This is a genomic window from Dellaglioa sp. CoH-56-MRSF-14 (assembly GCF_056782115.1).
The window spans coordinates 185,753-208,822 of the sequence record NZ_JBXAYB010000002.1 but is presented as its reverse complement, the minus strand read 5'-3'; the positions used below and the strand labels follow the sequence as shown (position 1 = coordinate 208,822).

Annotated in this window: 23 protein-coding genes; 16 read left to right on the top strand and 7 right to left on the bottom strand. The window is 32.6% G+C overall.

The window, feature by feature from the left end; all coding sequences use genetic code 11:
• Window positions 1-19 precede the first annotated feature (19 nt).
• The 10 genes from smc to AC1RPX_RS02750 all read left to right on the top strand — a co-directional run bounded on the left by smc (window position 20) and on the right by AC1RPX_RS02750 (window position 10,166).
• The gene (gene smc / locus AC1RPX_RS02795) at window positions 20-3,556 is read left to right on the top strand and encodes a chromosome segregation protein SMC (RefSeq protein ID WP_481761265.1); all 3,537 of its coding nucleotides are present in this window, start codon (window positions 20-22) and stop codon (window positions 3,554-3,556) included.
• Between the two features lie 31 nt (window positions 3,557-3,587).
• Window positions 3,588-4,598 carry a signal recognition particle-docking protein FtsY gene (gene ftsY, locus AC1RPX_RS02790; protein WP_481761266.1) on the top strand — a complete coding sequence of 337 codons (1,011 nt, stop codon included), beginning with the start codon at window positions 3,588-3,590 and terminating at the stop codon, window positions 4,596-4,598.
• Between the two features lie 113 nt (window positions 4,599-4,711).
• Entirely contained in the window at window positions 4,712-5,053 is a 342-nt protein-coding gene (locus tag AC1RPX_RS02785; RefSeq protein WP_409022601.1) for a putative DNA-binding protein, read from the top strand.
• Window positions 5,054-5,069: 16 nt separating this feature from the next.
• Window positions 5,070-6,506: a signal recognition particle protein gene (gene ffh, locus AC1RPX_RS02780; RefSeq protein ID WP_481761267.1), complete on the top strand. Its 1,437-nt coding sequence runs from the start codon at window positions 5,070-5,072 to the stop codon at window positions 6,504-6,506.
• Between the two features lie 139 nt (window positions 6,507-6,645).
• Window positions 6,646-6,921, top strand: coding sequence for a 30S ribosomal protein S16 (rpsP, locus tag AC1RPX_RS02775; RefSeq protein WP_409022599.1), 276 nt, complete (start codon window positions 6,646-6,648; stop codon window positions 6,919-6,921).
• A 10-nt stretch (window positions 6,922-6,931) separates the two neighbouring features.
• Window positions 6,932-7,177: a KH domain-containing protein gene (locus AC1RPX_RS02770; protein ID WP_409022598.1), complete on the top strand. Its 246-nt coding sequence runs from the start codon at window positions 6,932-6,934 to the stop codon at window positions 7,175-7,177.
• A 71-nt stretch (window positions 7,178-7,248) separates the two neighbouring features.
• Complete coding sequence (gene rimM / locus AC1RPX_RS02765; protein WP_481761268.1) at window positions 7,249-7,764, top strand: ribosome maturation factor RimM; 516 nt, start codon at window positions 7,249-7,251, stop codon at window positions 7,762-7,764.
• Between the two features lie 2 nt (window positions 7,765-7,766).
• Window positions 7,767-8,498 (top strand): tRNA (guanosine(37)-N1)-methyltransferase TrmD, encoded by a 732-nt coding sequence (trmD, locus tag AC1RPX_RS02760; protein WP_481761269.1) that lies wholly within the window; start codon window positions 7,767-7,769, stop codon window positions 8,496-8,498.
• A 130-nt stretch (window positions 8,499-8,628) separates the two neighbouring features.
• A complete protein-coding gene (rplS, locus tag AC1RPX_RS02755; RefSeq protein ID WP_057973468.1) occupies window positions 8,629-8,976 on the top strand; it encodes a 50S ribosomal protein L19 in 348 nt (115 codons plus the stop codon).
• Between the two features lie 791 nt (window positions 8,977-9,767).
• Entirely contained in the window at window positions 9,768-10,166 is a 399-nt protein-coding gene (locus AC1RPX_RS02750; RefSeq protein WP_481761270.1) for a hypothetical protein, read from the top strand.
• A 420-nt stretch (window positions 10,167-10,586) separates the two neighbouring features.
• Here AC1RPX_RS02750 and AC1RPX_RS02745 read toward each other — a convergent pair whose 3' ends face one another.
• Window positions 10,587-11,051, bottom strand: a complete 465-nt coding sequence (locus AC1RPX_RS02745) for a transposase (protein ID WP_481761271.1) — start codon at window positions 11,049-11,051, stop codon at window positions 10,587-10,589.
• A gap of 206 nt (window positions 11,052-11,257) precedes the next feature.
• Between AC1RPX_RS02745 and AC1RPX_RS02740 the strand changes: the two genes are divergently transcribed.
• Window positions 11,258-12,577: a PTS transporter subunit EIIC gene (locus AC1RPX_RS02740; protein ID WP_481761272.1), complete on the top strand. Its 1,320-nt coding sequence runs from the start codon at window positions 11,258-11,260 to the stop codon at window positions 12,575-12,577.
• On the top strand, window positions 12,567-13,436 hold the full coding sequence (locus AC1RPX_RS02735; protein WP_481761273.1) for an alpha/beta hydrolase: 870 nt from the start codon (window positions 12,567-12,569) through the stop codon (window positions 13,434-13,436). The genes AC1RPX_RS02740 and AC1RPX_RS02735 overlap by 11 nt, the downstream gene beginning before the upstream one ends.
• A gap of 367 nt (window positions 13,437-13,803) precedes the next feature.
• Here the strand turns inward: AC1RPX_RS02735 and AC1RPX_RS02730 are convergent, their stop codons facing one another.
• Both AC1RPX_RS02730 and AC1RPX_RS02725 read right to left on the bottom strand, forming a co-directional pair.
• Window positions 13,804-14,502, bottom strand: a complete 699-nt coding sequence (locus tag AC1RPX_RS02730) for a VIT1/CCC1 transporter family protein (RefSeq protein WP_481761274.1) — start codon at window positions 14,500-14,502, stop codon at window positions 13,804-13,806.
• An 18-nt stretch (window positions 14,503-14,520) separates the two neighbouring features.
• Window positions 14,521-15,201 carry a VIT1/CCC1 transporter family protein gene (locus AC1RPX_RS02725; RefSeq protein WP_481761275.1) on the bottom strand — a complete coding sequence of 227 codons (681 nt, stop codon included), beginning with the start codon at window positions 15,199-15,201 and terminating at the stop codon, window positions 14,521-14,523.
• Window positions 15,202-15,332: 131 nt separating this feature from the next.
• On the opposite strand from AC1RPX_RS02725, the gene AC1RPX_RS02720 reads away from it, so the two are divergent.
• Window positions 15,333-15,788, top strand: coding sequence for a Fur family transcriptional regulator (locus AC1RPX_RS02720; protein WP_481761276.1), 456 nt, complete (start codon window positions 15,333-15,335; stop codon window positions 15,786-15,788).
• A 189-nt stretch (window positions 15,789-15,977) separates the two neighbouring features.
• On the opposite strand, the gene AC1RPX_RS02715 is transcribed toward AC1RPX_RS02720, so the two are convergent.
• Window positions 15,978-17,192: a multidrug effflux MFS transporter gene (locus AC1RPX_RS02715; RefSeq protein WP_481761277.1), complete on the bottom strand. Its 1,215-nt coding sequence runs from the start codon at window positions 17,190-17,192 to the stop codon at window positions 15,978-15,980.
• Window positions 17,193-17,241: 49 nt separating this feature from the next.
• Entirely contained in the window at window positions 17,242-18,228 is a 987-nt protein-coding gene (locus AC1RPX_RS02710; protein WP_481761278.1) for an MBL fold metallo-hydrolase, read from the bottom strand.
• 117 nt (window positions 18,229-18,345) lie between these two features.
• On the opposite strand from AC1RPX_RS02710, the gene AC1RPX_RS02705 reads away from it, so the two are divergent.
• Window positions 18,346-18,702: an iron-sulfur cluster biosynthesis family protein gene (locus AC1RPX_RS02705; protein WP_481761279.1), complete on the top strand. Its 357-nt coding sequence runs from the start codon at window positions 18,346-18,348 to the stop codon at window positions 18,700-18,702.
• A gap of 44 nt (window positions 18,703-18,746) precedes the next feature.
• Here AC1RPX_RS02705 and yjeM read toward each other — a convergent pair whose 3' ends face one another.
• The gene (yjeM, locus tag AC1RPX_RS02700; RefSeq protein ID WP_481761280.1) at window positions 18,747-20,219 is read right to left on the bottom strand and encodes a glutamate/gamma-aminobutyrate family transporter YjeM; all 1,473 of its coding nucleotides are present in this window, start codon (window positions 20,217-20,219) and stop codon (window positions 18,747-18,749) included.
• Between the two features lie 33 nt (window positions 20,220-20,252).
• Window positions 20,253-21,689, bottom strand: coding sequence for a C69 family dipeptidase (locus AC1RPX_RS02695; RefSeq protein ID WP_481761281.1), 1,437 nt, complete (start codon window positions 21,687-21,689; stop codon window positions 20,253-20,255).
• A 219-nt stretch (window positions 21,690-21,908) separates the two neighbouring features.
• Here AC1RPX_RS02695 and AC1RPX_RS02690 point away from each other — a divergent pair, with 219 nt between their 5' ends.
• Both AC1RPX_RS02690 and AC1RPX_RS02685 read left to right on the top strand, forming a co-directional pair.
• Window positions 21,909-22,799, top strand: coding sequence for a YitT family protein (locus AC1RPX_RS02690; RefSeq protein ID WP_409022584.1), 891 nt, complete (start codon window positions 21,909-21,911; stop codon window positions 22,797-22,799).
• Window positions 22,800-22,813: 14 nt separating this feature from the next.
• Window positions 22,814-23,002 carry a 2-hydroxymuconate tautomerase gene (locus AC1RPX_RS02685; protein WP_481761282.1) on the top strand — a complete coding sequence of 63 codons (189 nt, stop codon included), beginning with the start codon at window positions 22,814-22,816 and terminating at the stop codon, window positions 23,000-23,002.
• The last annotated feature ends 68 nt before the right edge of the window (window positions 23,003-23,070 follow it).

The following is a 23,070-nucleotide window of genomic DNA, read 5'->3' as shown; positions in this document are numbered from 1 at the left end:
TTCAGGGGGTTAGTGACGGATGAAATTAGAGTCTTTAGTCATTAATGGTTTTAAATCATTTGCAGACAAAACAACAATTGAATTTAAAGACGGGATGACTGGTATTGTCGGTCCTAACGGTAGCGGTAAAAGTAATATTATTGAAGCAATTCGCTGGGTACTTGGTGAACAATCAGCCAAAAATTTACGTGGAAATAAAATGCCTGACGTTATATTTGCTGGTTCAGGGAACAGATCAGCAGTTAATCGTGCTGAAGTTAGTATTATTTTTGATAATTCTGATTTTTATATTCAAGATAATCCTGAAAAAATAACCGTTACAAGACGATTATTTAGAGATGGTGTCAGCGAGTTTTTAATTAATCAAAAGCAGTGTCGTCTTAAAGATATAACCAATCTATTCATGGATACTGGTCTTGGAAAAGAGTCATTTTCAATCATTTCTCAGGGTAGAGTTGCTGAAATTTTTAATAGTAAGCCCGAAGACAGACGTTCGATTATTGAAGAAGTTGCTGGTGTTTTAAAATATAAACAAGAAAAAAATATTGCCACTCGCCAATTAGAAGAAACAAAAGGTCATCTTAACCGGGTTTCTGATATTATTTTTGAACTTAAAGGACAAGTTGAACCTTTACGTGAGCAAAGTAGTTTGGCAAAGGATTATTTATCTCAAAAAAAGCAATTTGATGAGTTAGAACTTAGTCGGTTGGTTAAAGAAATTAAAAGGCAATCGCAACTAAAAAGGGATGTCACACATTCGTTAGATAAGTTACTTGAAATGGATAGTGATTATAAGACTAAGGTCACTGTAAAAGAACATGAAATTGCAGGTTATCGCTCAGAACTAGAGAATATTGAAAAAATGATTGATCATACACAAAACAAACTATTAGATTTAACAATTAATAAAGAACGGTTGATGGGTCAAAGTAATATATCAACTCAAAAAAAAGATTTTGAAAAGCAAAAAATAACAGAATTAAAAAAAGAACAAGAATCGGTGAATGAACAAATTATTTTGAAACAAGAGTCATTAGCTAATTTAGATAAGCGGTCATTAGCTTTACAGAAAAATATTACTGATGAGAACATGTTTATTGAAGCGATTGATAAAACGTTAGAAACAGCGGATATTTCTGGACAAGATCGTTCAAAAGAATTAAGGCGCGTTGTTAATGATACTATTCAACAACGTACACGATTACAAAGTGAGAATGAGTTTTTACAAAAAACATTAAATTTTGATTCACAGGCTAAGGTTAATGATGACTTATTAGCTACTGAACAAGAGTATTTAACACAAGCAAAAAACGATTTTAAAACTAAAAAAACTGAATTTAATTTGATTGATAATAAATTAATTAATGAAGAAAAAGAATTAGCTAAATTAAAGATTGCCTTGAAAAAAAATAACGATTCTTACGAGGCACAGCAACGTAGATGGTTTGAAGCATCAAACGTTTTAGTACAGGCGAAAAATAAAAAGGATAATCTACTTTTGACGCAAAATAGTTATAACGGCTATTATCAAGGCGTTAAAGCAATTTTAAAAGAAAAAAATAAGTTTCCTGGTTTATATGGTTCAGTGGCAGAATTAATTACGGTCCCAAAGGAAATTAATCAAGCAATAGAGACAGCATTGGGTGCGCAATTACAACAGGTAGTTGTGCAAGAAGAGTCTGTTGCAAAGAATGCAATTAAATTTTTAACGGATAATAAATTTGGTCGGGCAACATTTTTGCCTATTTCAGCTATTAAGGGACGTTCTATCGGTGATGCACAACGTTTCGTCTTAAAGTATGAAGGAGTCATCGGTATTGCGTCAGAGTTAATTAAAGTTGAACCTCAATTTATTGAAATTAGTCAGTATTTGCTAGGGACAACAATTATCGTTGAAGATATGGATACGGCAATTAAAGTTAGTCGTGATTTGAATCATCGAGTTAAAGTTGTCACACGGACTGGAGAAGTAATAAATGCAGGTGGTGCAATAACTGGTGGTAAACAGCAACATACCAGTGGATTGTTAAATCAGAAGCAAACTATTCTACAATTAGATGAAAGTATCCAAAAAATGCAACAAGAATTAGAGGCTCGTGAAGTTCGTGGCAATGAAGCTAGAGTGACTGTTGAAAAGCAAAAAGAAATGATCGAGTCGCTTGAATTGATTGTTGTTGATTTAAAAAGTCAATATCAAACAACACAATCTAAATTAACAACTAGTCGGTTAATTTTAGAACAGCAAGAACTTAAAACGACTGAAAAATATGATGAATTTGAAAAAAATCAAACTGATAAAATTAATAACCAAATAAAATTTAAAGACAATGAACAAAAAATTATTGAATTAGCACGACAAATACAAGTAGCAAATAATGATATTTCTGATATTGACTTACAATTAAAAAATAGTAATCAATTTGAACAGCAGCAACAAGTTAAGAAACAAAACCATCGTGAAAGTTTATTAGTATTCCAAGAACAATTAAAACAGCAACACGCTAATGTTATGCTGCTGAATAACGATATTCAGGAATTAGTTGATAAAGCTACATTGATAAATCAACAACATCAAGACTTACTCAGAAATACCGAAAATAGTCAGGTGAAAGAAAAAGATATCCAAAAAGAATTACAAGAATTTCAAAGGCAAGCAGAAGAAGCCGATTTAAAGTTAGCTGATTTTAAAAAGAACAGAACTAATATTAATCAAACTTTAACTGAAGAAAATAGCCATTTATCTCGTTTATCTGAGTTGCAGAGAAATATTATTGCAGATAAAATCAAAGCTGAAAATCAACAACAACAACTTAATGAGTCGCTTGATGAGTTTCTAGCTAAGCTAGCTAGTGATTTTCAACAGACTTTTGAAGAGGCTGAAAAATTAGAAAGTCAGCAACCTCTTGAACAAATTTTGGCGCAACAAAAATTATTGAGAAAAGGGCTAAAAGAAATTGGTGAGGTTAATGTGGCCTCGATTGATGAATTTGAAAGAGTTAATGAACGTTACTCATTCTTATTAGACCAACAAAATGATTTATTAGAAGCCGATGAACAATTAAAGAAAACTATGATGGATATGGATACTGAAGTTGAAAAAAGATTTAAAGCTAGTTTTATTGATATCTCTAAGAAATTTGAGGAGATATTCCCTGTTATGTTTGGTGGTGGTAAAGCTAGATTAGAATTAACTGATCCAGAAAATCTTTTAACAACTGGAATTGATATTCTAGCGCAGCCGCCTGGTAAAAAAGTTCAAAGTTTGAGTTTACTTTCTGGCGGAGAACAAGCTTTGACCGCAATTACGCTACTATTTGCTATTTTAAGAGTAAAACCAGTTCCTTTTTGTATCTTGGATGAAGCAGAAGCTGCGCTTGACGATGCAAATGTAGCTCGATTTGCTAGTTATCTAAAATCATTTCATCAAGAAACGCAATTTATTGTGATAACGCATCGAAATGGAACAATGGTTGAAGCTAATATTTTGTATGGTGTTACAATGCAAGAGTCTGGTATCTCTAAAATGGTTTCGGTATCATTAGACAAAACGGTTTGATATACTAATAAAAGATTAGGAGGCGCTACAGATGGGAATATTTAGTAGAATTAAGCAAGCTTTTACAGGTGAAGAACCAGAATCATCTGAACAAGAAAAATATGATAAAGGCCTTGAAAAATCAAGAAAAACCTTTGGACAACGCTTAAACTCACTGTTTGCTAATTTTAGAACAGTCGATGAAGATTTTTTTGAAGAGTTAGAAGAAACTTTAATTGAAGCTGATGTTGGATTTGAAACGGCTATGAAAATTAGCCGTGAGTTACAAGAAGAAGTTAAATTAAGAAATGTAAGCAATCCAGATGCTGTTTCTGCAGCAATTATTGAAAAATTGGTAGATTTGTATGAATCAGAGGGTAAAGACGAAGATAATTCTATTGCGCAAGCTGAATCAGGTCCAACTGTTATTTTATTTGTTGGTGTTAATGGCGTTGGTAAAACAACAACTATTGGGAAACTAGCACACCGTTATCATGAAGAAGGCAAAAAAGTACTCTTAGCTGCTGGAGATACATTTAGAGCGGGTGCAATAGAACAACTTGCTGAATGGAGCCGTCGTGTTGATGTCGATATCGTTCGTGGACCAGAAAAAAGTGATCCAGCCTCTGTTATTTTTGACGCGGTAAAACGTGCCAAAGAAGAAGATTACGATATTTTACTAGTTGATACAGCTGGTCGTTTGCAGAATAAAGTTAACTTGATGAATGAATTAGATAAAATTAAACGAATCATTTCTCGAGAAATTCCAGATGCACCTCATGAAGTTTTACTTGTTTTGGATGCAACAATGGGTCAAAATGCTTTAATCCAAGCTAAACAATTTAAAGAAACAACTGATGTGAGTGGTATTGTATTAACTAAGCTAGATGGAACTGCTCGTGGTGGTATCGTGTTAGCCATTCGTAATGAAATGCATTTACCAGTAAAACTTGCTGGATTAGGTGAGCAAATGGATGACTTACGTGATTTTAATGCAGAAGATTTCATTTATGGTTTGTTTAAAGGACTTATTCAAGAACAACCTGAATCAACAGAAGAATAATCTTAGAAGTCAGATTAAACTAATCGGACTTCTTTTTGCTATTGACGTTTAGGGCTAAAATCGGTACCCTTCTAAGTAGGACTGAATGAAACAAAAACGAAGGAGTTTTTTTAGTGGCGATTGATAAAACAAATCGAGTAAATGCATTGTTTGAATTTTATGAGTCATTATTAACTAAAAAACAGGCTGAATATATGGCCATGTACTATGGTGATGATTTTTCACTTGGTGAGATTGCGGACAATTTTGATGTTAGTCGGCAAGCCGTTTATGATAATATCAAACGAACAGAAAAAATTTTAGAAGATTATGAAGATAAGTTGAATTTGTATCATAATTTTATTCAACGTAATGAAAAATTAGACCAAATTAAGCAATACACAGATAGTACTTATAAAGAGGATCAAAAATTAACCGATCTAATTAATCAATTAGAAGAATTAGACGAAGAGTAAGGGTAGGTAGTTAAAAATGGCATTTGAAGGATTAACAGAAAGATTACAAAATGCGATGACGAAACTCCGTCGCAAAGGTAAAATATCTGAAACTGATTTAAAAGAGGTTATGCGTGAAATTCGCTTAGCCTTACTTGAAGCCGATGTTAACTTTACAGTGGTTAAAGAGTTCGTTAAGGTTGTTCGTGAACGTGCAATTGGTGCGGAAGTACTTGAGAGTTTAACGTCATCACAACAAATCGTCAAAATTGTAAATGAAGAATTAACTAAAGTCATGGGTGAAACAGCTGTTCCATTGAACAAGTCATCTAAAATACCAACAATTATTATGATGGTTGGTTTACAAGGGGCTGGTAAAACAACCACAGCTGGTAAACTTGCTTTAACATTAAAAAAAGAAGAAAATGCGAGACCTTTAATGATAGCAGCCGATATTTATCGTCCAGCTGCTATCGACCAATTACAAGTTTTAGGTCGAGATTTGGAAATACCTGTTTTTGAATTGGGTACAAAAGTAAACCCTGTTGAAATTGTTCGACAAGGTTTAGCACAAGCTGCAGAAAATAAAAATGATTACATTATTATTGATACAGCTGGTCGTTTACAAATTGATGAAACGCTAATGGACGAATTAGCTCAAATTAAGGCCTTAGCGAACCCAAATGAAATTCTTTTGACTGTTGATTCAATGACTGGACAAAGTGCGGTAGATGTTGCTAAAGGCTTTAATGAACAATTAGATGTTACTGGTGTCGTCTTAACTAAATTAGATGGTGACACTCGTGGTGGTGCTGCGTTATCAATTCGTTCAGTGACGGGTAAACCAATTAAATTTATCGGACAAGGTGAAAAATTAACTGATTTGGACGTATTCTATCCAGATCGTATGGCATCAAGAATTTTAGGCATGGGTGATATGCTCACGCTGATTGAAAAAGCACAACAAGATTTTGATGAAAATGAATCAGCTAAAATGGCTGAAAAATTTCAAGAAAATACATTTGATTTTAATGATTTTTTAAGTCAAATGGATCAATTACAAAAAATGGGTCCTATGGAAGATATTATGAAGATGATTCCAGGGATGGCTAATAATCCAGCTATGAAGAATGTTAAAATGGATCCCAAGGATATTGACCATATGCGTGCGACAGTATACTCAATGACACCTAAAGAACGCGAAAATCCAGACATCTTGAACCCCAGTCGTCGACGACGTATTGCTGCTGGTGCAGGTCGTCCAATTGTTGAAGTTAACCGAATGATTAAGCAATTTGGCGAAATGAAGAAAATGATGAAGAAAATGAATAGCGGTAATTTTGAAGGTATGGAAGGGATGCTTGGCAAGGGCGTAACAGGTCGCTTAGCTAAGATGTCTATGAATTCTATGGTTCGTAAGAACAAGAAAAACAAGAAAAAACGTATGAAGAAAAATAAAAACTCTAGAAAATAATCATTAAATAACCAATACTGGTATGGCTTAAGGGACATTTTGATAATTTATTTTAACTGTCAAGAAAAAAACCTTTACAAGCTGATAAATAACTGGTATATTAATTATTGTTGAAGTAGATATCAGGAGGTGTATATTAATGTCAGTAAAAATTCGTTTAAAACGTATGGGTTCTAAAAAGAGACCGTTCTACCGTGTCGTTGTAGCTGATTCACGTTCACCACGTGATGGCCGTTTCATCGAAAACGTTGGTACTTACAACCCATTAACAGAACCACAAACAGTAACACTTGAAGAAGAAAGTATTTTAAACTGGTTGAACAATGGTGCACAACCATCAGATACTGTACGTAACATTCTTTCAAATGCAGGCATCATGAAGAAATTCCATGAAGCTAAATTCTCTAAAAAATAAGGACGATTAAATGACTGAAGCAGAAGTGACAAGTTTAATTTTAACAATTGTCAAACCGCTTGTTGAAAATCCTGATGATGTCCAAATAGGACAGAAACAAGATGATCATTATGTCTATTTTGAATTATCTGTGAATTCAGATGATATTGGCCGTATTATTGGGAAGCACGGACAAGTTGCGCAAGCTATTAGAACAATAATCTATGGTGTGCGTTTAACAAGTTCGAAACGAGTGCGTCTAAACATATTAGATTAAAATAGTAACTCTTGAATGAAGCAGCAATGTTTTGTTTGGGAGTTTTTATTTTACAATAAAAAGGAGTAAATATGGATTATTATCAAGTAGGAACAATCGTCAATACTCATGGAATCAAAGGAGAAGTTAGAGTTATGGCTACAACTGACTTCGTTTCTGAGCGTTTTAAAAAGGGAACCGTCTTGTATCTGTTTGATAAGAGCGGAAAACAAGTTATTTCGTTAACGGTTATGACCTATAGACATCATAAAAATTTTGAACTCGTGACGTTTGAAGGATTACAAGATATTAACCTGGTTGAGAAGTATAAAGGATTAGATCTTAAAGTCGCTGATAAAGGTCTTCGGGAATTAGAAGAAGGTAATTACTATTACCATCAAATTATCGGCTTAGATGTCCAAAATGAAAATGAAGAAAAAATTGGCTCTATTTATGAAATTTTAAGCCCAGGAGCTAATGACGTTTGGGTTGTTAAGCGTCAGGGACAGGGTGATTTATTGTTACCAGTTATTAAAGATGTTATAAAAACTGTCGATATTGATAACAATATTGTAACGGTTGAACTTTTAGAAGGATTGGACGACTAAATATGAAAATTGATGTTTTGAGTTTATTTCCAGAAATGTTTGATGGTCCCATGAAACAATCAATTGTTGGTAAGGCAATTGATAAGGACGTTCTTGATTTAAAAATTACTAATTTTAGAGATTTTACAACTGATAAACAAAATCATGTGGACGATTACCCATATGGTGGTGGTGCAGGTATGTTATTACAAGCACAGCCAGTTTTTGACACTTTAGAAGCTGTTCAAAAGGAATCTGACACAAAAGGTAAAGTTATCCTTTTAGATCCAGCAGGACGTAAATTTGACCAAAATGTGGCTGAAGAATTTGCGAAAGAAGAACATCTAACATTTATTTGTGGTCACTATGAAGGCTATGATGAACGTATCCGCGAACTTGTAACTGATGAGGTTTCACTTGGTGATTACATTTTAACGGGTGGGGAACTAGGAGCCATGGTCATGATTGATGCGACTGTTCGATTGTTACCTGAAGTTTTAGGCAATAAAGAATCTGCTCCCGGAGATTCATTTTCAAACGGCTTGTTAGAATATCCGCAATATACACGGCCAGCTGATTTTAGAGGGATGAAAGTTCCTGAAGTTCTAACAAATGGGAATCATAAATTAATCGATGAATGGCGTCAAAAAGAATCATTGAGACGAACATTTGAGAGAAGACCAGATTTGTTGAAAGATATTCAATTATCTAAACAACAAGTTGAATGGTTAGCTGACATAAAATCTGGAAAGTAAAGGAAATAACCTTTACGCCTATAAAGTAATATGATACAATTTTAAAAGTGGTTAAAAGCCACATAAAATTACGATATTCCGCTGGCATAGTGAATGTGAATGAATTTCTGTTGAAAAGGAGATCCAAATTATGAGTCCAATGATCGCAAAACTTACAGAAGCACAATTACGTACAGATATTCCTGAGTTCCGCCCAGGTGATACTGTTCGAGTTCACGCCCGTGTTGTTGAAGGCACACGTGAACGTATCCAACTTTTCGAAGGTGTCGTTTTAAAACGCCGTGGTAAAGGTATTAGTTCAAGTTACACTGTTCGTAAAATTAGTAACGGTGTCGGTGTTGAACGTACTTTCCCATTGCATTCACCTCGTGTTGCTAAAATTGAAGTTATCCGTCATGGTCGTGTTCGTCGTGCTAAATTGTACTACTTACGTGCCCTTAATGGTAAAGCTGCTCGTATTAAAGAAGCTCGCCGTTAGATTGACGTTGAAAAGCCTTGGTAATCAAGGCTTTTTTATTTGTCTAAAAATTTGGTAGACCTATATAATTGAACCTTGCTTCAAAAAGTCGCATTAAAGTCGCTAAAAGGGGCAGAAAAGGGGCAGAAATTATAAGTTTTCGATTTCTAATTAAAGTTTATAATTAATATTTTCAATAACATATAGATATATTTTTATCAATTTTTTAATTCTTTTTGTGCATTACGGAAAAAAGTATTAATTTAAGAGGCTGGCTTTTTTAAGTTTTTAAAGTATTAACTTAGATTAATATTATAGTTAAATTATTTGAAGTAACATTAAAATTATGATAGCGTTAGATTGTTGTTAATGAAAAAGTATTAAAGTAATAGCTATTTTAATGAAGTTTTGTTCAGTATTATTAGTACCTAATCATATTTATGCTCAGGATACATTTATGAGCCGTGATATAACTAAAGCATATAATATAGGAGTCAAAGAGGGTAAAATTAAGCAATAGGATATGAACTATCAAGAGTTTTATGATTTGTGTAGTTCATCTATTTGGCCTGTATATGAAAATCAAGTTAAGCCGGGTGCTAAAACTACTCTTACTGAAATGATTGCATAAGATGACAAAGCAAAGCATGCGAGCAAGAAAGATTTTTTTCAGCAATATACAAAAAGGGTGCTCATGTTGAGGCATATAGAAAAAAGAAACATTATGGATTGCTTGGCAATTTTAGTAGTCCGTTCAAGCCAAATGATATTCATAAAATAACATCATAATAATCTGAGAGAGGGGTTTTAAAATGAAAGTAATTAAAGAAGCAAGCGGATGGATACTTCGGGGACTACTTCTTTTTAGTGGATTATGTTATGGTGGTCTCATTTATCCAAGTATAGTAATACATGGAAAATTAGCGCCATTTTCATATTATTTTGGAGGCACATTATGGGACGATTTGGCAGTGGTCATGGGATTATTAACATTTTTATTGTTAATAATCCTAGCTATAATGCCTAATAGATATTTAAAACGTTTTTGGAAATATTTTTTTATTATTACAGTGAGTATATTAGTACTTTCACTCCCAGGTGGTGCATTTTTGTTATTAACTATAATTCCTTTGTGGGAACTGATTATTATATTGGTAATAGAATGGGGAATTACATTAGGGCTTTTGTTTATAATCAAAAGCGTAGATTAAATTGGGTCTGCGTCAAATAGTGATGGTGAGACAATAAACGTCTAATCTAATTAAGGGAAATCCAAAAGGATTTCCTTTTTTTAGTTATGAATTAATAAAATTCTTTCAAAAAGATGATGTCAGTTTCCGAAACCGTAACTGCTACGTTTAAGTGTTTTAATTTTTCGATTAAGTCCTTCTATAGGACCGTTTTAATAAGTTGAAGATAAAAATATTTTCAATATAATGTGGATTCTTTATGAAAGTGGTTATTACAGTATCCATTTCACTGTTATTTGGTTGATAGTTTTCTAATAACTGAGTTTTTAAAGATTTATATTCTCTATTTTTATGATCAATTATCTGATTTAAAGTATCTATACGAACACAATCTAAGGCTTTACCAGCCAGTTAAACTAAATGAAAACGATCAATAATTATTTAAGCATTTGGGAATAGTTGATGAATGATACTTTGATATTGAGCATTCAGGTCTACAACAACAGAGGTTACAAATTGTCTTTCTTTTAGAATATATGCATTAAAAAAATGTTCCTTAATAACACTGTTAAAACGATTAGGCAGTATCGCTACAAAATTATGTGTTTCAGCATCAATCGCACTTTGACATGAAGCCCAAATAAAGCGTTGGTTCCGTAATCGCAAATGAAATTCATAGCCATTTACGCTAGAAATTCTAGCATTAACTAAACGTGTTCCATTTTTGATCATAGTTAAATAGCCACAATCTGGGTCTCTTGGAGGTATGTATGTTAATGGTGCATCTATGATATTAACTTTTCTTTTACGTGATACTATTCTAACAAAATCATCGGAAACGTTAATTTTCTTAATATTTTCGTCTTCTGTTCCTAATAGTAATAGTGCGGAATTAATTGTGATCATCAGCATCCCTCGCTTTTGATTATGTTTTGCAACTTAATCATAGCAGGGGCCGGTGGCCTCTTTTTTTGTTTTCAGAATAAAAAACTGGTGTTGATGAATTTTATTTTACCAACACCAGAAAGTGTACACCCTCAAAGTTTATAATTAACATTTTGTTGTTGGGTTACTATTGGTTTATAATAAAAAATAGATAAGGGGGTTATTCAATGAATAAACTATGGGTGACGTTTTCGCAAAAATTGTTAAGAGTTGATTTACGTTTTAAAAAAACTTTTGTTTATCAAGCAATTGAAAAAACATTTGCAATTATCTTACCGTTTATTATTATTGGAAGTTTTAGTATGGCGCTTAGTTCTAGCGTTTTATCAGAACAAGGGTTCTTTAATCAAGTATATAATATTTCATCATGGTTACCTTATGAAAAAATCATAACAAATATATTCGAAATTATTAATACAGTTACAATGAGTTTTATCGCAGTAATGACAGCTTTTTTGAGCGCAAAATACATGACTCGGTCCTTTAAAAAAGATGAACAAATTGCAGGATTCACTGGGGCAGTCGGGATGCTTATTTTGAATTATAATTTATCAAGTTTAAACCCTGATAGTGATCAGGGGACATTCTTGATTCAAGAGTTAGGTGTTAAAGGGATTTTTATCTCACTGATTTTGGGGGTCTTTGTAGGATATATCTTTAAATGGTTTTCACCTAAAAATAAGCAAGAAAAAGTAGATCAATATACATTTATTTCTCGTGGTTTAGAGAGTCTGTTGCCGATAGTGATAATATTGGGGATTTTAATTGGACTAGTCATGTTAGTTTCATTGGTTAATCAAATCGGTGTGAATGGTCTCTTATATTCTATGTTTAGATTAACAGAAGTTAAATCAAGGCATTTAATTATAACTATTTTATTTTTATCCTTTTTCAATACTGTTTTATCTGGTATAGGAATTTCTGGTTCTTTAGGAATTGCACAAGGCGGCTTAGATGATACTTCGGTTGTCAGTAACTTAAGTTATGCGTTAAAGCATGGCACGTCTTTTGGTGTACCTTTTCCTATCTCTATACATACAATTTATGACAGTTTTGGTAGCTTTGGTGGAACAGGAATGACCTTATCTTTAATTATAGCAATATTGATAATGTCTAAAAATAAAAATAGTCGTAAAATAGCAAAAATATCAATTATTCCAAGCTTTGTGAATATTAATTTTCCATTGATGTTTGGGTTACCAATTATTTTAAATCCTATTTTAATGGTTCCGTTTATCTTATCACCCATCGTTTCAATGTTGATTGGGTACTTCTGTATTTACTTTAAGTGGATACCTCCAGCAGTTTACAGCTTACCTGAAACGACTCCAGCACCATTAATGGCATTTTTAGGAACTGATGGGTATTGGAGTACATTAGTTGTATCAGGAATTGTGCTTATTATTACAGTTTTAATTTATATGCCGTTTGTAAAATTAAATAATAAGGCAATGAATATTGATGGAGGTAAGCTAAATGAAAAATAAACGGAAAATAGTTAAATACGTGTTTATTTGGATAGCTATCTTAGCTTGTTTTTTAGCTGTTATCGTACCGGCAAATACATGGAACACTAAAAAGGTCAAAACAAGCCGAATTATTCATAATTCAAAGTTAAATCCAGTTATTTTAATACCAGGAAGCAGTGCAAATCAAGATCGATTTGATGAATTGATTGATGTTTTAAATACTTCAACAAATCGAACGCATAGTTTGTTAAAGATAACGGTTCAGAAAACTGGAAAACTTAAAATTACTGGTAAAATAGCTAAACGAGATATGCAACCTTTCATAGTTGTTGGTTTTGAAGATAATTCGAATGGCTATAATAGTATAAAAAAACAAGCTAAATGGTTTGATATAGCGTTTACGTATCTTGCTGATAAATATAAATTTAATCAATTTAATGGTATCGGGCACTCTAACGGAGGTCTTATTTATACGACATTTTTAGAAGAATATTTTGATGATAAAGCGGCCTCAATTAATACGTTAATGACGATAGGTTCACCATATAATGGTGAAGAAACTAATCAGAGTACAAGAACACAGATGTTAGCGGATTTTGTAAAGAATCGAAAAAAAATTCCAACTAACTTAGTGTTGTACTCGATTGCTGGAACAGATAATTACAATAATGATGGAATTGTTCCATATCAAAGTGTTAATGCCGGAAAATATATTTATCAAAATCAAGCGAAATCCTATACAGAAATAACTGTCACAGGAAATGAATCGGAACATTCTGATTTACCACAAAATAAGCAAATTGTTGCTTTAATTGAACAGTATATTATTGCTTCCCAAAATTCTAAAAATAGTGGACCAGATGATAAGAAAATTTAGAGTAGTGCTTGATTATTATTGTGATGAACTATGTATAGTTGCACATTGTAAAAATAGTCTTAATGATCTTAAATATGTACAGTATATCAATTAAACAGACAATGTCGATGGCGAGTGTTGTATTTAATTATTGAAAGTAGTATAAAATATAGGCCTTTGTTAACTATTGCTGATCAATGATATTAAAAAAGTTCTAATCGCTAAGTGATTAGAACTTTTTTGTATGAATTTTAAGAGTATAAAGTGGTTTAGTTCAAAATTTATAAACATTTTGAAAGCTAATGCGCTATATAAAATGTATCTATGACAACAAATAAGTTGGGAAAAAATATTTAACTAGTTTGGGCGGGGTTTCATAATGATATGTCTAAAAAAACTGGCCAATTCCATAATGAATTAACATGGTTATTAAACCAATGATAATATTTCGTATAATGGCAACTTTAATTTTACCATCACCTAATTTGGAGCTAATAAAGGCAGTTAAAGCTACAGCTACTGAAACCGCAATAATTGTACCTATCATTTTCCAATTGTTTGGTAATATAATAATGGCAAGTAGTGGGAAAATACCACCTAAAGCTGCAGAGATTAGTGAGGAAAAAGCGGCATCCCAAGGGTTCATATAGTGTCCTAATTCGAGACCGTATTTAACATTAATAATCGTTTCTAGTGGCTTTTTTTGCATTAATTCTGTAGCAATTTCAAAAGAGGTTTCTTCAGAAACGCCCTTAGCCGTATAAAAATTTTGAACATCATGAATTTGATCAGTACGACTCGTAATCATACGCTGTTTTTCGACGGCAACAGCTGCTTTTTCGGTGTCACTTTGTGAACTGACAGAGGCATATTCGCCAGCTGCCATAGAAAATGCGCAAGCTATTAGATCAGTTAACCCAGCGATGAAAATAATGAAATTATCTGTTGTAGCTGCTGCAACACTGAACAGGACACCTACAACAGTTAAAATACCATCATTAGATCCTAGTATACCTGCACGAAGTGAATTAAGTTTTTCATCCATTGTTTTGTATTTTTTTTGTTTAATTTTGGTTTCAGATGTCATGAAATTAAGTGTCCTTTCCTAATGAGCAAATAAAGTACCAATAAAGTAAGTGACTAGCATTGTTAAAATACCAGAAATAATATTACGAATAACTGATTTTGTCCGATTTGAGTTACCCAAAGTTGCAGCACTAAATCCTGTGATAGCTAGTGCAATAATGACAGAAATAGATGTGGCAATGACCTTAAATTCAGCAGGGAATAAAGTAATTGCAAGTAGGGGCAGCAATGATCCAATCGGAAAAGAAATCATTGATGCAATCGCAGCCGCATAAGGATCCGTATAGACGTTAGGATCAAAGCCATATTTTTCACGTACAATAGTATCTAATGGGTTAGCCGACATCATTTCATCTGTAGCTTTTAATGCTAAGGATGAAGAAATACCTGTTTTAAAATATTTTTGATAAACATAATTATATTCCTTATCATAATTATGTTTTAGATTGTACTTGGAATTGGCAGTAGCAACTTCTTGCGAATCTTTTTGGGTACTTACAGAAACATATTCTCCCATAGCCATTGAGACAGTACCGGCAAGCATACCAGCAATACCTGAAATGAAAATAGAAAAATTATTGTTCGTAGCGCCAGCGACACCAATGACAATCCCAGCAACGGAAAGAATACCATCATTAGCTCCCATAACACTAGCTCTTAAAACATTTATTTTCTGAGATAAAGATAATTTTTTAGACATAACTCTCTCTCCTTTGTTATAATGATTCTAAATATATAATCATTATAAATCAATTCAATAGATAAAGTCCACATATTTTATGAAATATGAGATAATGAACAGAGTGAATTAAGAAAATGGGGGTCGTTAAATTGATCGATAAAAATCTTGACCAGGCTTTAGAAATTTTAAAAGAACGTGGCGTACGTATAACACCACAGCGTAAAATAATTCTTGAATATTTAGTAACGCAACATAACTACCCATCTGTTGAACAAATTTTTAACGGAATTAAAGATGGAAGCGTAGGGTTAGGCATAGCTACCGTTTATAATACGTTACAAATATTAGTTGCTCAAAAATTAGTGATAGAATTGTCTAATGGCGATGATGGTAAAATGCGCTACGATTATTTTGGTATTCCACATTATCATGCTATCTGTCTTAACTGTGGCAAAATAACAGATATATTTACAGAATTAACTTTTCATGAGGCAGAGCAAGAGGCGGAAAATAAAAGTGGTTATATAATTGAAAGTACACATGTCGAGACGTTTGGATATTGTCCAGAATGTCAAATAAAACTGGGTTTAACAGAAAATAAATAATATATATCAGTAGATAAAATAAGCTTTAAAAATATGGTTGGTAGTACCAATTTGTAGATAGTACCCATTTTACATAAAGGTTACAGCTGTACAAAATCAGATGTCACACCTTTAGTATAAATAATTAAAGAGTTATATTATTAAGTTTTTGCGTTATACAAACTAATATTTCCACAAAAAAAGCAGAACTTATAGTTCTGCTTTTTTTGTGGAAATATTTAAGTAAATGACCAAGGCACAAATTTCACACAGTAAGATTAAAATTGTCATTGGAACATAAGAATGATCCCCCATAATCCCAACGAATGGAGAAAGAATACTTCCAACTAGATTCATACCAACACCAAGTATGGCAGAAGCACTTCCTGCGTGTTGCCCTTGTTTCTGCATAGCTAATGAGAAGGCCGTTGTATTTACGATACCAACCATTGAAACAATTAAAAATAAACTGATGAGCACTAGTAATAACGAGTTACTAATAAATAATGAGGTCGTTAATAGTAGACTACCAAGTAAGGCAAGGTAAACACCTAATTTTAGACCAGTCTGTTCAGAAAAAGTATCTGAAATTCGTGAACTTAATTGAGACATTATAACGATACCTAAACCATTAATTGCATAGACTAAACTGAACATATTAGAGGATAGACCAAAAAGATTTTGTAAAACAAATGATGATCCAGAAATATAACAGAACATTGCACCTGAGATAAAGCCTTGAATTAGAGCATAACTCAAGAAAAATTTATCAAAAATTAAACTTTTAAGAATTTTTTTCGTTGAATCACCAGTATTTGATTGCGACTTCTCTGGCACAATCTGGTTAGTTTCTGGTAACGTCACTAATACAAGAAGAAATAAAAGAAAACCAATTACAGTTAAGATAACAAAGATACCGCGCCAAGATGTGAATTTTAGAATAAAACTGCCAAGTATGGGCGAAATAATCGGGAAAATTCCATTAACAGCCATTAAGAGCGAGAAAAAACTGGTTAATTTTTTTCCGGTGTATAGGTCTCTAGCAATTGCTCGAGAGATTACAAGACCAGCAGATCCCGCTAAACCTTGCAATAACCGGATAATAACCAAAATTGTTATATTCTGACTTGTTGCTGCGATGATAGAGGTAACAGCGAACAAGATGAGTCCCAAAAGTAATGGCTTTCTACGGCCAATTTTATCACTGTAGGGTCCAACTATTAATTGGCCAAGCGCCAATCCAAGTAAACAAGTCGTAATCGTCAACTGGGTAAGCGATGCAGTTGTATGTAAGTGTTGTTGAATAACTGGTAATGCTGGTAAATACATGTCCAATGATAATGGACCAAAAGCACTTAATGTTCCTAATAAGAAGGTTAAAAATAATTCATGTTTTTTAGGATTTTTAAAATAAGAAAAAACCAACAAATTCACGTCCTTTTAAATGATTAATAAATATACCATAGAATAAATATTAATAAGTTACAATAGTATTGTTAAAATTTTGGTCTATCAATATAAGTTGCTTAGGTTTATGCGTTAATCGATTTAACAATTCAGGTACTTCTAATGAAGATAAATGTGAATTGATTGGGAGACTATCTTTATTATTTTCCAATAAATCGGTCAGTGAATAGCTATTTTGGGTAGACAAATTAAAATCGCCTAACTTATTTTCTATATTTACCAAGATATATTTCTCAGGATGCCTTTTAATTCCTACAGAAGTAGCATCATTTAATGAAATCACTTCTGAATCAGGATAAAAATACGTCAATAATTGGGAGGTTGGCTTATCTAGTACGATTATTTTTTCTAACTTGTTAGCTACTGTCGCTAACTTATGAATTAAATAAAGATTTTCGTTGGCAACGTTAATAGCAGTTAATTCTTCGACTTTTAAAAGTTTAATGAGATGATCTAGAATCGTAATTTCAGTGTAGTAATTAGTATCTGTTGTGTCGACAGTATTTAAAATTAGAACATCTAAAGGTAGTCGGTTTAAGTCGTGAATCCATTTCTTCGTTCTCTTTTTATGAGGTCCAGCTAAGCGAGTATCACCAGCTAAGAAGGAGTACTTCTGCTTTTCATCTTCTACTAAAAAAGCTAATGAACCCGTGTGTACTGAATCTGATAAAAAACCAATCACTGTAAAATCTCCAATAGTTAGTGCGGTGTTAATCGGAATAATTTTGTAATTTAAGTGTGTTTCACTAATTTTACCTAGTAAGACAAATTGTTGTTTTAATTCAAATGCCTCTTTGGATAAATAGATAGGTAATTTTTGCATCATAGAAGATTCAAGAATTTTTTCATGGATATCTATTGAGAAGTATGAAAGAAAAAGAGCGTCTGCTTGTTCATTTAGTTGTGAATTAACGTTAAATTGAAAGATTGAATGTGAACTTTTAAATTGTGAACTACTATCAAATAAGTTGTTTACTATACTAATTTTGGTCATTATATTCCTCTCTTTCTAATTAGAACTATCATACCATGATGAACCTGAGTCGTCATGCTTGTCTAAAATAATCAGTGGTGTACAATGTAATTATTAAATAAGAAAGCTGGTAATTTCATGTATTTAAAAATAAGTGAAGACGCAAAAAGCAAGATTATGAAACTTATGGGTAATGATTCAGAAATCTTGCTTGATTTTGACGATGGTGTTGGTGCTTTATCAAATGAAGGAACATGTACGTTAGATTCAAGCTTTAGAATGTTAGTAATTGATGACCAGAACGATAGCAAGGCATATGATGGAACAATTGATTCAGATTTAGGTCCCATTAGAGTAAAAGGGTACAGCAAAACTTATATGGATGAGAACATGCAACTTGTCGTTAATGAACGATTCAACAGTTTAGCATTACATGGAGATAATTCAGGACTATTAACAGGTAATGTTAGCTTAGAAAGTCTTGTTAAAAACTAATAAAAAATCGTAAACAATAAAAATTGTTTACGATTTTTTTTAGTTTATTTTTTAATTTTTCTCTCATAACGTGTGTAGTAAAGGAAAGCAACTAGTCCAGAAAGGACAGGACCAGATATCATCCAGAGAGCATTACTTAATGTATCGCTGATAACAGTGAAAATAATTCCAAAGGCTAAAACTAACCAGACGACAATAGTAATAATATTTGTAAGTGTTCTATTCTTATAAACTTCAAAAGGTCGATTTAAGTCTTGACGTTTTTTAAAGAATGGAAATGCACCAATTAAAAATAGATAAGGTACAGAAGTTGAGATATTTCCCATTAACGTTAATTTTGAATAGAATAATGTTGAATTTGAACCTCCAAATGAAACAGCCATGATAATGACAATAACGACGGCAGCTTGAATCCACATTGCAAATTCAGGCATACTATGCTTATTTAATTTCGTCATTTTTGCTGGCCAGATATCCTTAGGTGTTCCAAGAATAAATGATTTGAGTGGTGAGTAAATCAAGACGAAGAATGCACCTGTATAAGCCATGAACATACTTAAACCAGTAATTCTAGCAAGTGTATGACCAAAAATTGTCGAAGCACTTGCGCTCATACCAAAGCTTTGACCTGCAAAATTACCTAAGTTTTCCATCAATATGTAAGAGATGTTACCTAAGTTGGCATTTTGACCACCAAGTTTACTCCAGTTTGTACTAACACCCCAGAAGAAGATTGAGATTGAGTAAGCAAAAAGAATTAATAAAGTGGAAATGATTAAACCCTTTGGAAAATTTTTCTTAGGATTTCTAATACTATCTGTAACACCACTAACTGATTCCATACCACCGTATGCAAAGATGGCAAAAACAATAAATGAAATTAGGGCGATAGGTGATTGATAGCTAGGATTTCTAGAAGTTATAATACTTGTCATACCATGCCATGGTTCTTGGAGTGCACCATGATTAACAATTAAAATAACAATACTTAATAGTAAAAAGATAGCATTTAAACCTAAAATAGCAATACCACCAACTGAAGAAATCTTGGCAATACTACTGATACCTCGACTAGCGACAAAGGTAACTAGCACAATCCAAAGAATTGCAAGAATACCGATAGTTTGTGTTGAAGATAGGCCAAAGATAGCCCAAGATTGTGTTTGATCACTTCCAGAAAAAATTGTTGAAAGTGGAATCCAAACTTTAGATGCAATTGATACCATCCAGACAATCCATGCAAAAAGCCAAATAAATGTTCCTGTGAAAGCAAGTTTGGGGCCAATTGATTCAGCTAACCAAGAATAAATGCCACCTTTTGATTCATTTAAAGCTGAACCATATTCTGCAAACATCAAAGCAGTTGGTAAGAAAAAGAAGAATGCTGCTAAAACGTACCAGATAATACTAGCGTAACCCATTTGAATAAAGGCGACGGGAGTATTTGCAAATCCAAAAATAGTTGTAAAAATCATTAAAATGAAACTTGTTAGGGAAATTTTCTTTTGTTTGTCCATAAGACTTTTGTAATTCCTTTCGGTTTCTTATATTTATAAGTTTTGGTCAGTTTTAAAATTTAATGGTGATAGGTCAGTTGATAATGTAATTAGCTGACTAATTAAGGCCTTAACCTTGATTTCAGCAGCTTCAGTAATTTTTAGATTTTCTTCAGTTAAAAAATCTGTTAGGTCTGTACCACTTTTAGAAATTGCCTCTGTTTGAATCCGTTTTACGGAGGCATTGAATTGGATAATTAAATCTTTTTGGAGATCTTTCAGTAATGAGCTAAATTCTAAGTAATGTGAATCAACCAAAATACCTAATTGTTTATATAACCAGTAAGCAGATTTGTCATCATATACATCGGTACCAATTTTATAATTCTCCGGTGTATCCGTAATACCAGCAAAGAAAGGTACATAAGCACTTTGAGCCGTAACACCCATTGATAGCCAATGGATACCACCAATTTCAAAAGGTAAATCAGGTCTAATTTGTAAAATATGAGACTCTTGTGTTTTTGCTAAACTAATGGGTCTGAATTTATGTTTATCACTGATTGAACCAGTTCCAATCGGATCATATTGAGTTCCTTGGAAATGTGAGCCAAGAATTTGTTCTAAATCTTCACGTTGAATTAAATGATCAGCCTGACGAATGAACGGTAAATTCATACTCATAGGATCTTGTGAAGCAACTGATGGTGTTAAAAGTAATTGGCCATACCAAACTCTTGGTGTGCTGTAAATGGCATCAGATTGATCATGAGTTCCAAAGATATCTCTAAAATTAAATGAATCTTTTTGGTTATTTAAATGATTATCAGAAACAAATTTCTGAATACCAGAACTAAACATAAAATTAGCGGAATCAGTAAAGTTAATTTCTTGAATAGCTAGTTGGTTGGCAACAACTGCATAAGAATCATCCGGAATACGTTGCGCAACCCAATGGTGACCGGTTGCAATTTCCATATACCAAACATCTTTTTGATCAGAGAACAAGACACCATTTGTTTCACTTGAACCGTATTTTTCTACTAATGATCCAAGGTAACTAACACCTTCTTTTGCGGAGTGAATATAGGGAAGAGTAATTGTTACAATTGCTTCCTCACCAATTCCGTTTTCAGTTAGTAAGGGATCGTAACTGAGAACCCGGCTATTAGCGTATGCACTTTCAGTAGCGCTCATAGCCACACCATATTCATTAAAGCCATCTTCTTCAAAAACACCAAATTTTGGTGTCCATTCAGGAGTAGCTGAATATTTACCACGAATTTTTGGTAATGGCATTTTAAAGTGATTATCTGGTGATTCAAATAAAGGTGATTGTTCAAATTCTGTATGAGCATGAATAACAAAATGTTTTGGCCATGCTGTTTTTGCATCTTCATTACGGCCAATAAAAGTCGACCCATCTGCAGTTGCTTTAGAACCAGCTAAAACACTTGTACATGCTGAAAAATTAAAAGGGTCTGTCGTCATGGATATTTCTCCTCCCAGTAAATAAATTTAGATATTACCATTTTATCATTTAATTGCTATTTTTAAACGCCATTTGTAAATAAATATTCGTATTTAACCGGTTACGCTGTATAAGGTTAGTTTAATAGAAATTTAAAATGAGAGATTACTCATTTTATTAATATTATTGTTTAATAAAAGGTAAAATGAAAAGAGTCACATATAATAGGAGGGAGATTTATGAAGTTATCAATTTCTGATAAAAATAAACGACTAGTTATAATTGTATTTTCGGGATTATTAATTGCATTATCCCTTAATTTCTTTCTGATTCCAGGAAATATTTTTGGAGCTGGTGCCAATGGTATTGCCCAATTACTTTCTGCTATTTTTTATGATCTATTTCATATTAAAATTGGTACTGGATATCTAATTATGTTAATAAATATTCCAATTGGTATATTAGGCTGGTATAAAGTAGGACGTTCATTTACATATTATAGTGTACTGACCGTCGCTTCTTCATCTCTCTTTACGGTAATTTTACCCGTTCATCAATTATCAACTAATCCATTAATGGCAGCATTATTTGGTGGTGTAATAAGTGGTATTGGGGTTGGATTAGCATTAAAATTTGGTTTTTCAACTGGTGGGATGGATATCATCGCACTTGTTCTAGCTAAAACGACAGGTAAAACAGTCGGTTCATTAATGTTATCAACAAATATGATTATTATTTTAACGGCTGGATTTTATTTCAGTTGGGAAAGTGCTTTGTATACAATTATTTCTAATTATGCTATGTCTAGAGTTGTCGACGACATCCATACATCGCATCAAAAGTTAACAGCATTTATTGTTACAAAAGAAGCAGATTTAGTTGTTGGAGCGCTCCAAAAATCATTAATTCGTGGAATTACAGTTATTGACTCAAAGGGCGCTTTCTCAAATGAAGAAAGTAAAGTTTTGATGTTAGTTATTACACGTTATGAATTATATAATTTAAAAATGACAATTAGTGATGTTGATCCAAATGCATTTATGAACTTAGTTAATACCGCTGATATTGAAGGCAATTTCCTAAACTCAGACCAACAAGAATTATTAAGAAAAGGGCAATCAACTAAATAAAAAGGAGATTCGTTATGCCAATTATAAATATTGATTTAATTGAAGGTCGTTCACAAGAACAACTTAAAAATTTAGTTAAAGATGTGACTGAAGCTGTTTCAAAAAATACTGGTGCACCTACAGAGCATATCCATGTAATTTTAAATGAAATGCGTAAAGATCGTTATAGTGTCGGTGGTATTCTAAAAAGCGACGAAAAATAAATATCATTAAATATGACTTCTGGTATATTCCAGAAGTCATTTTTTATAAAAAAATAACAGACCATTAC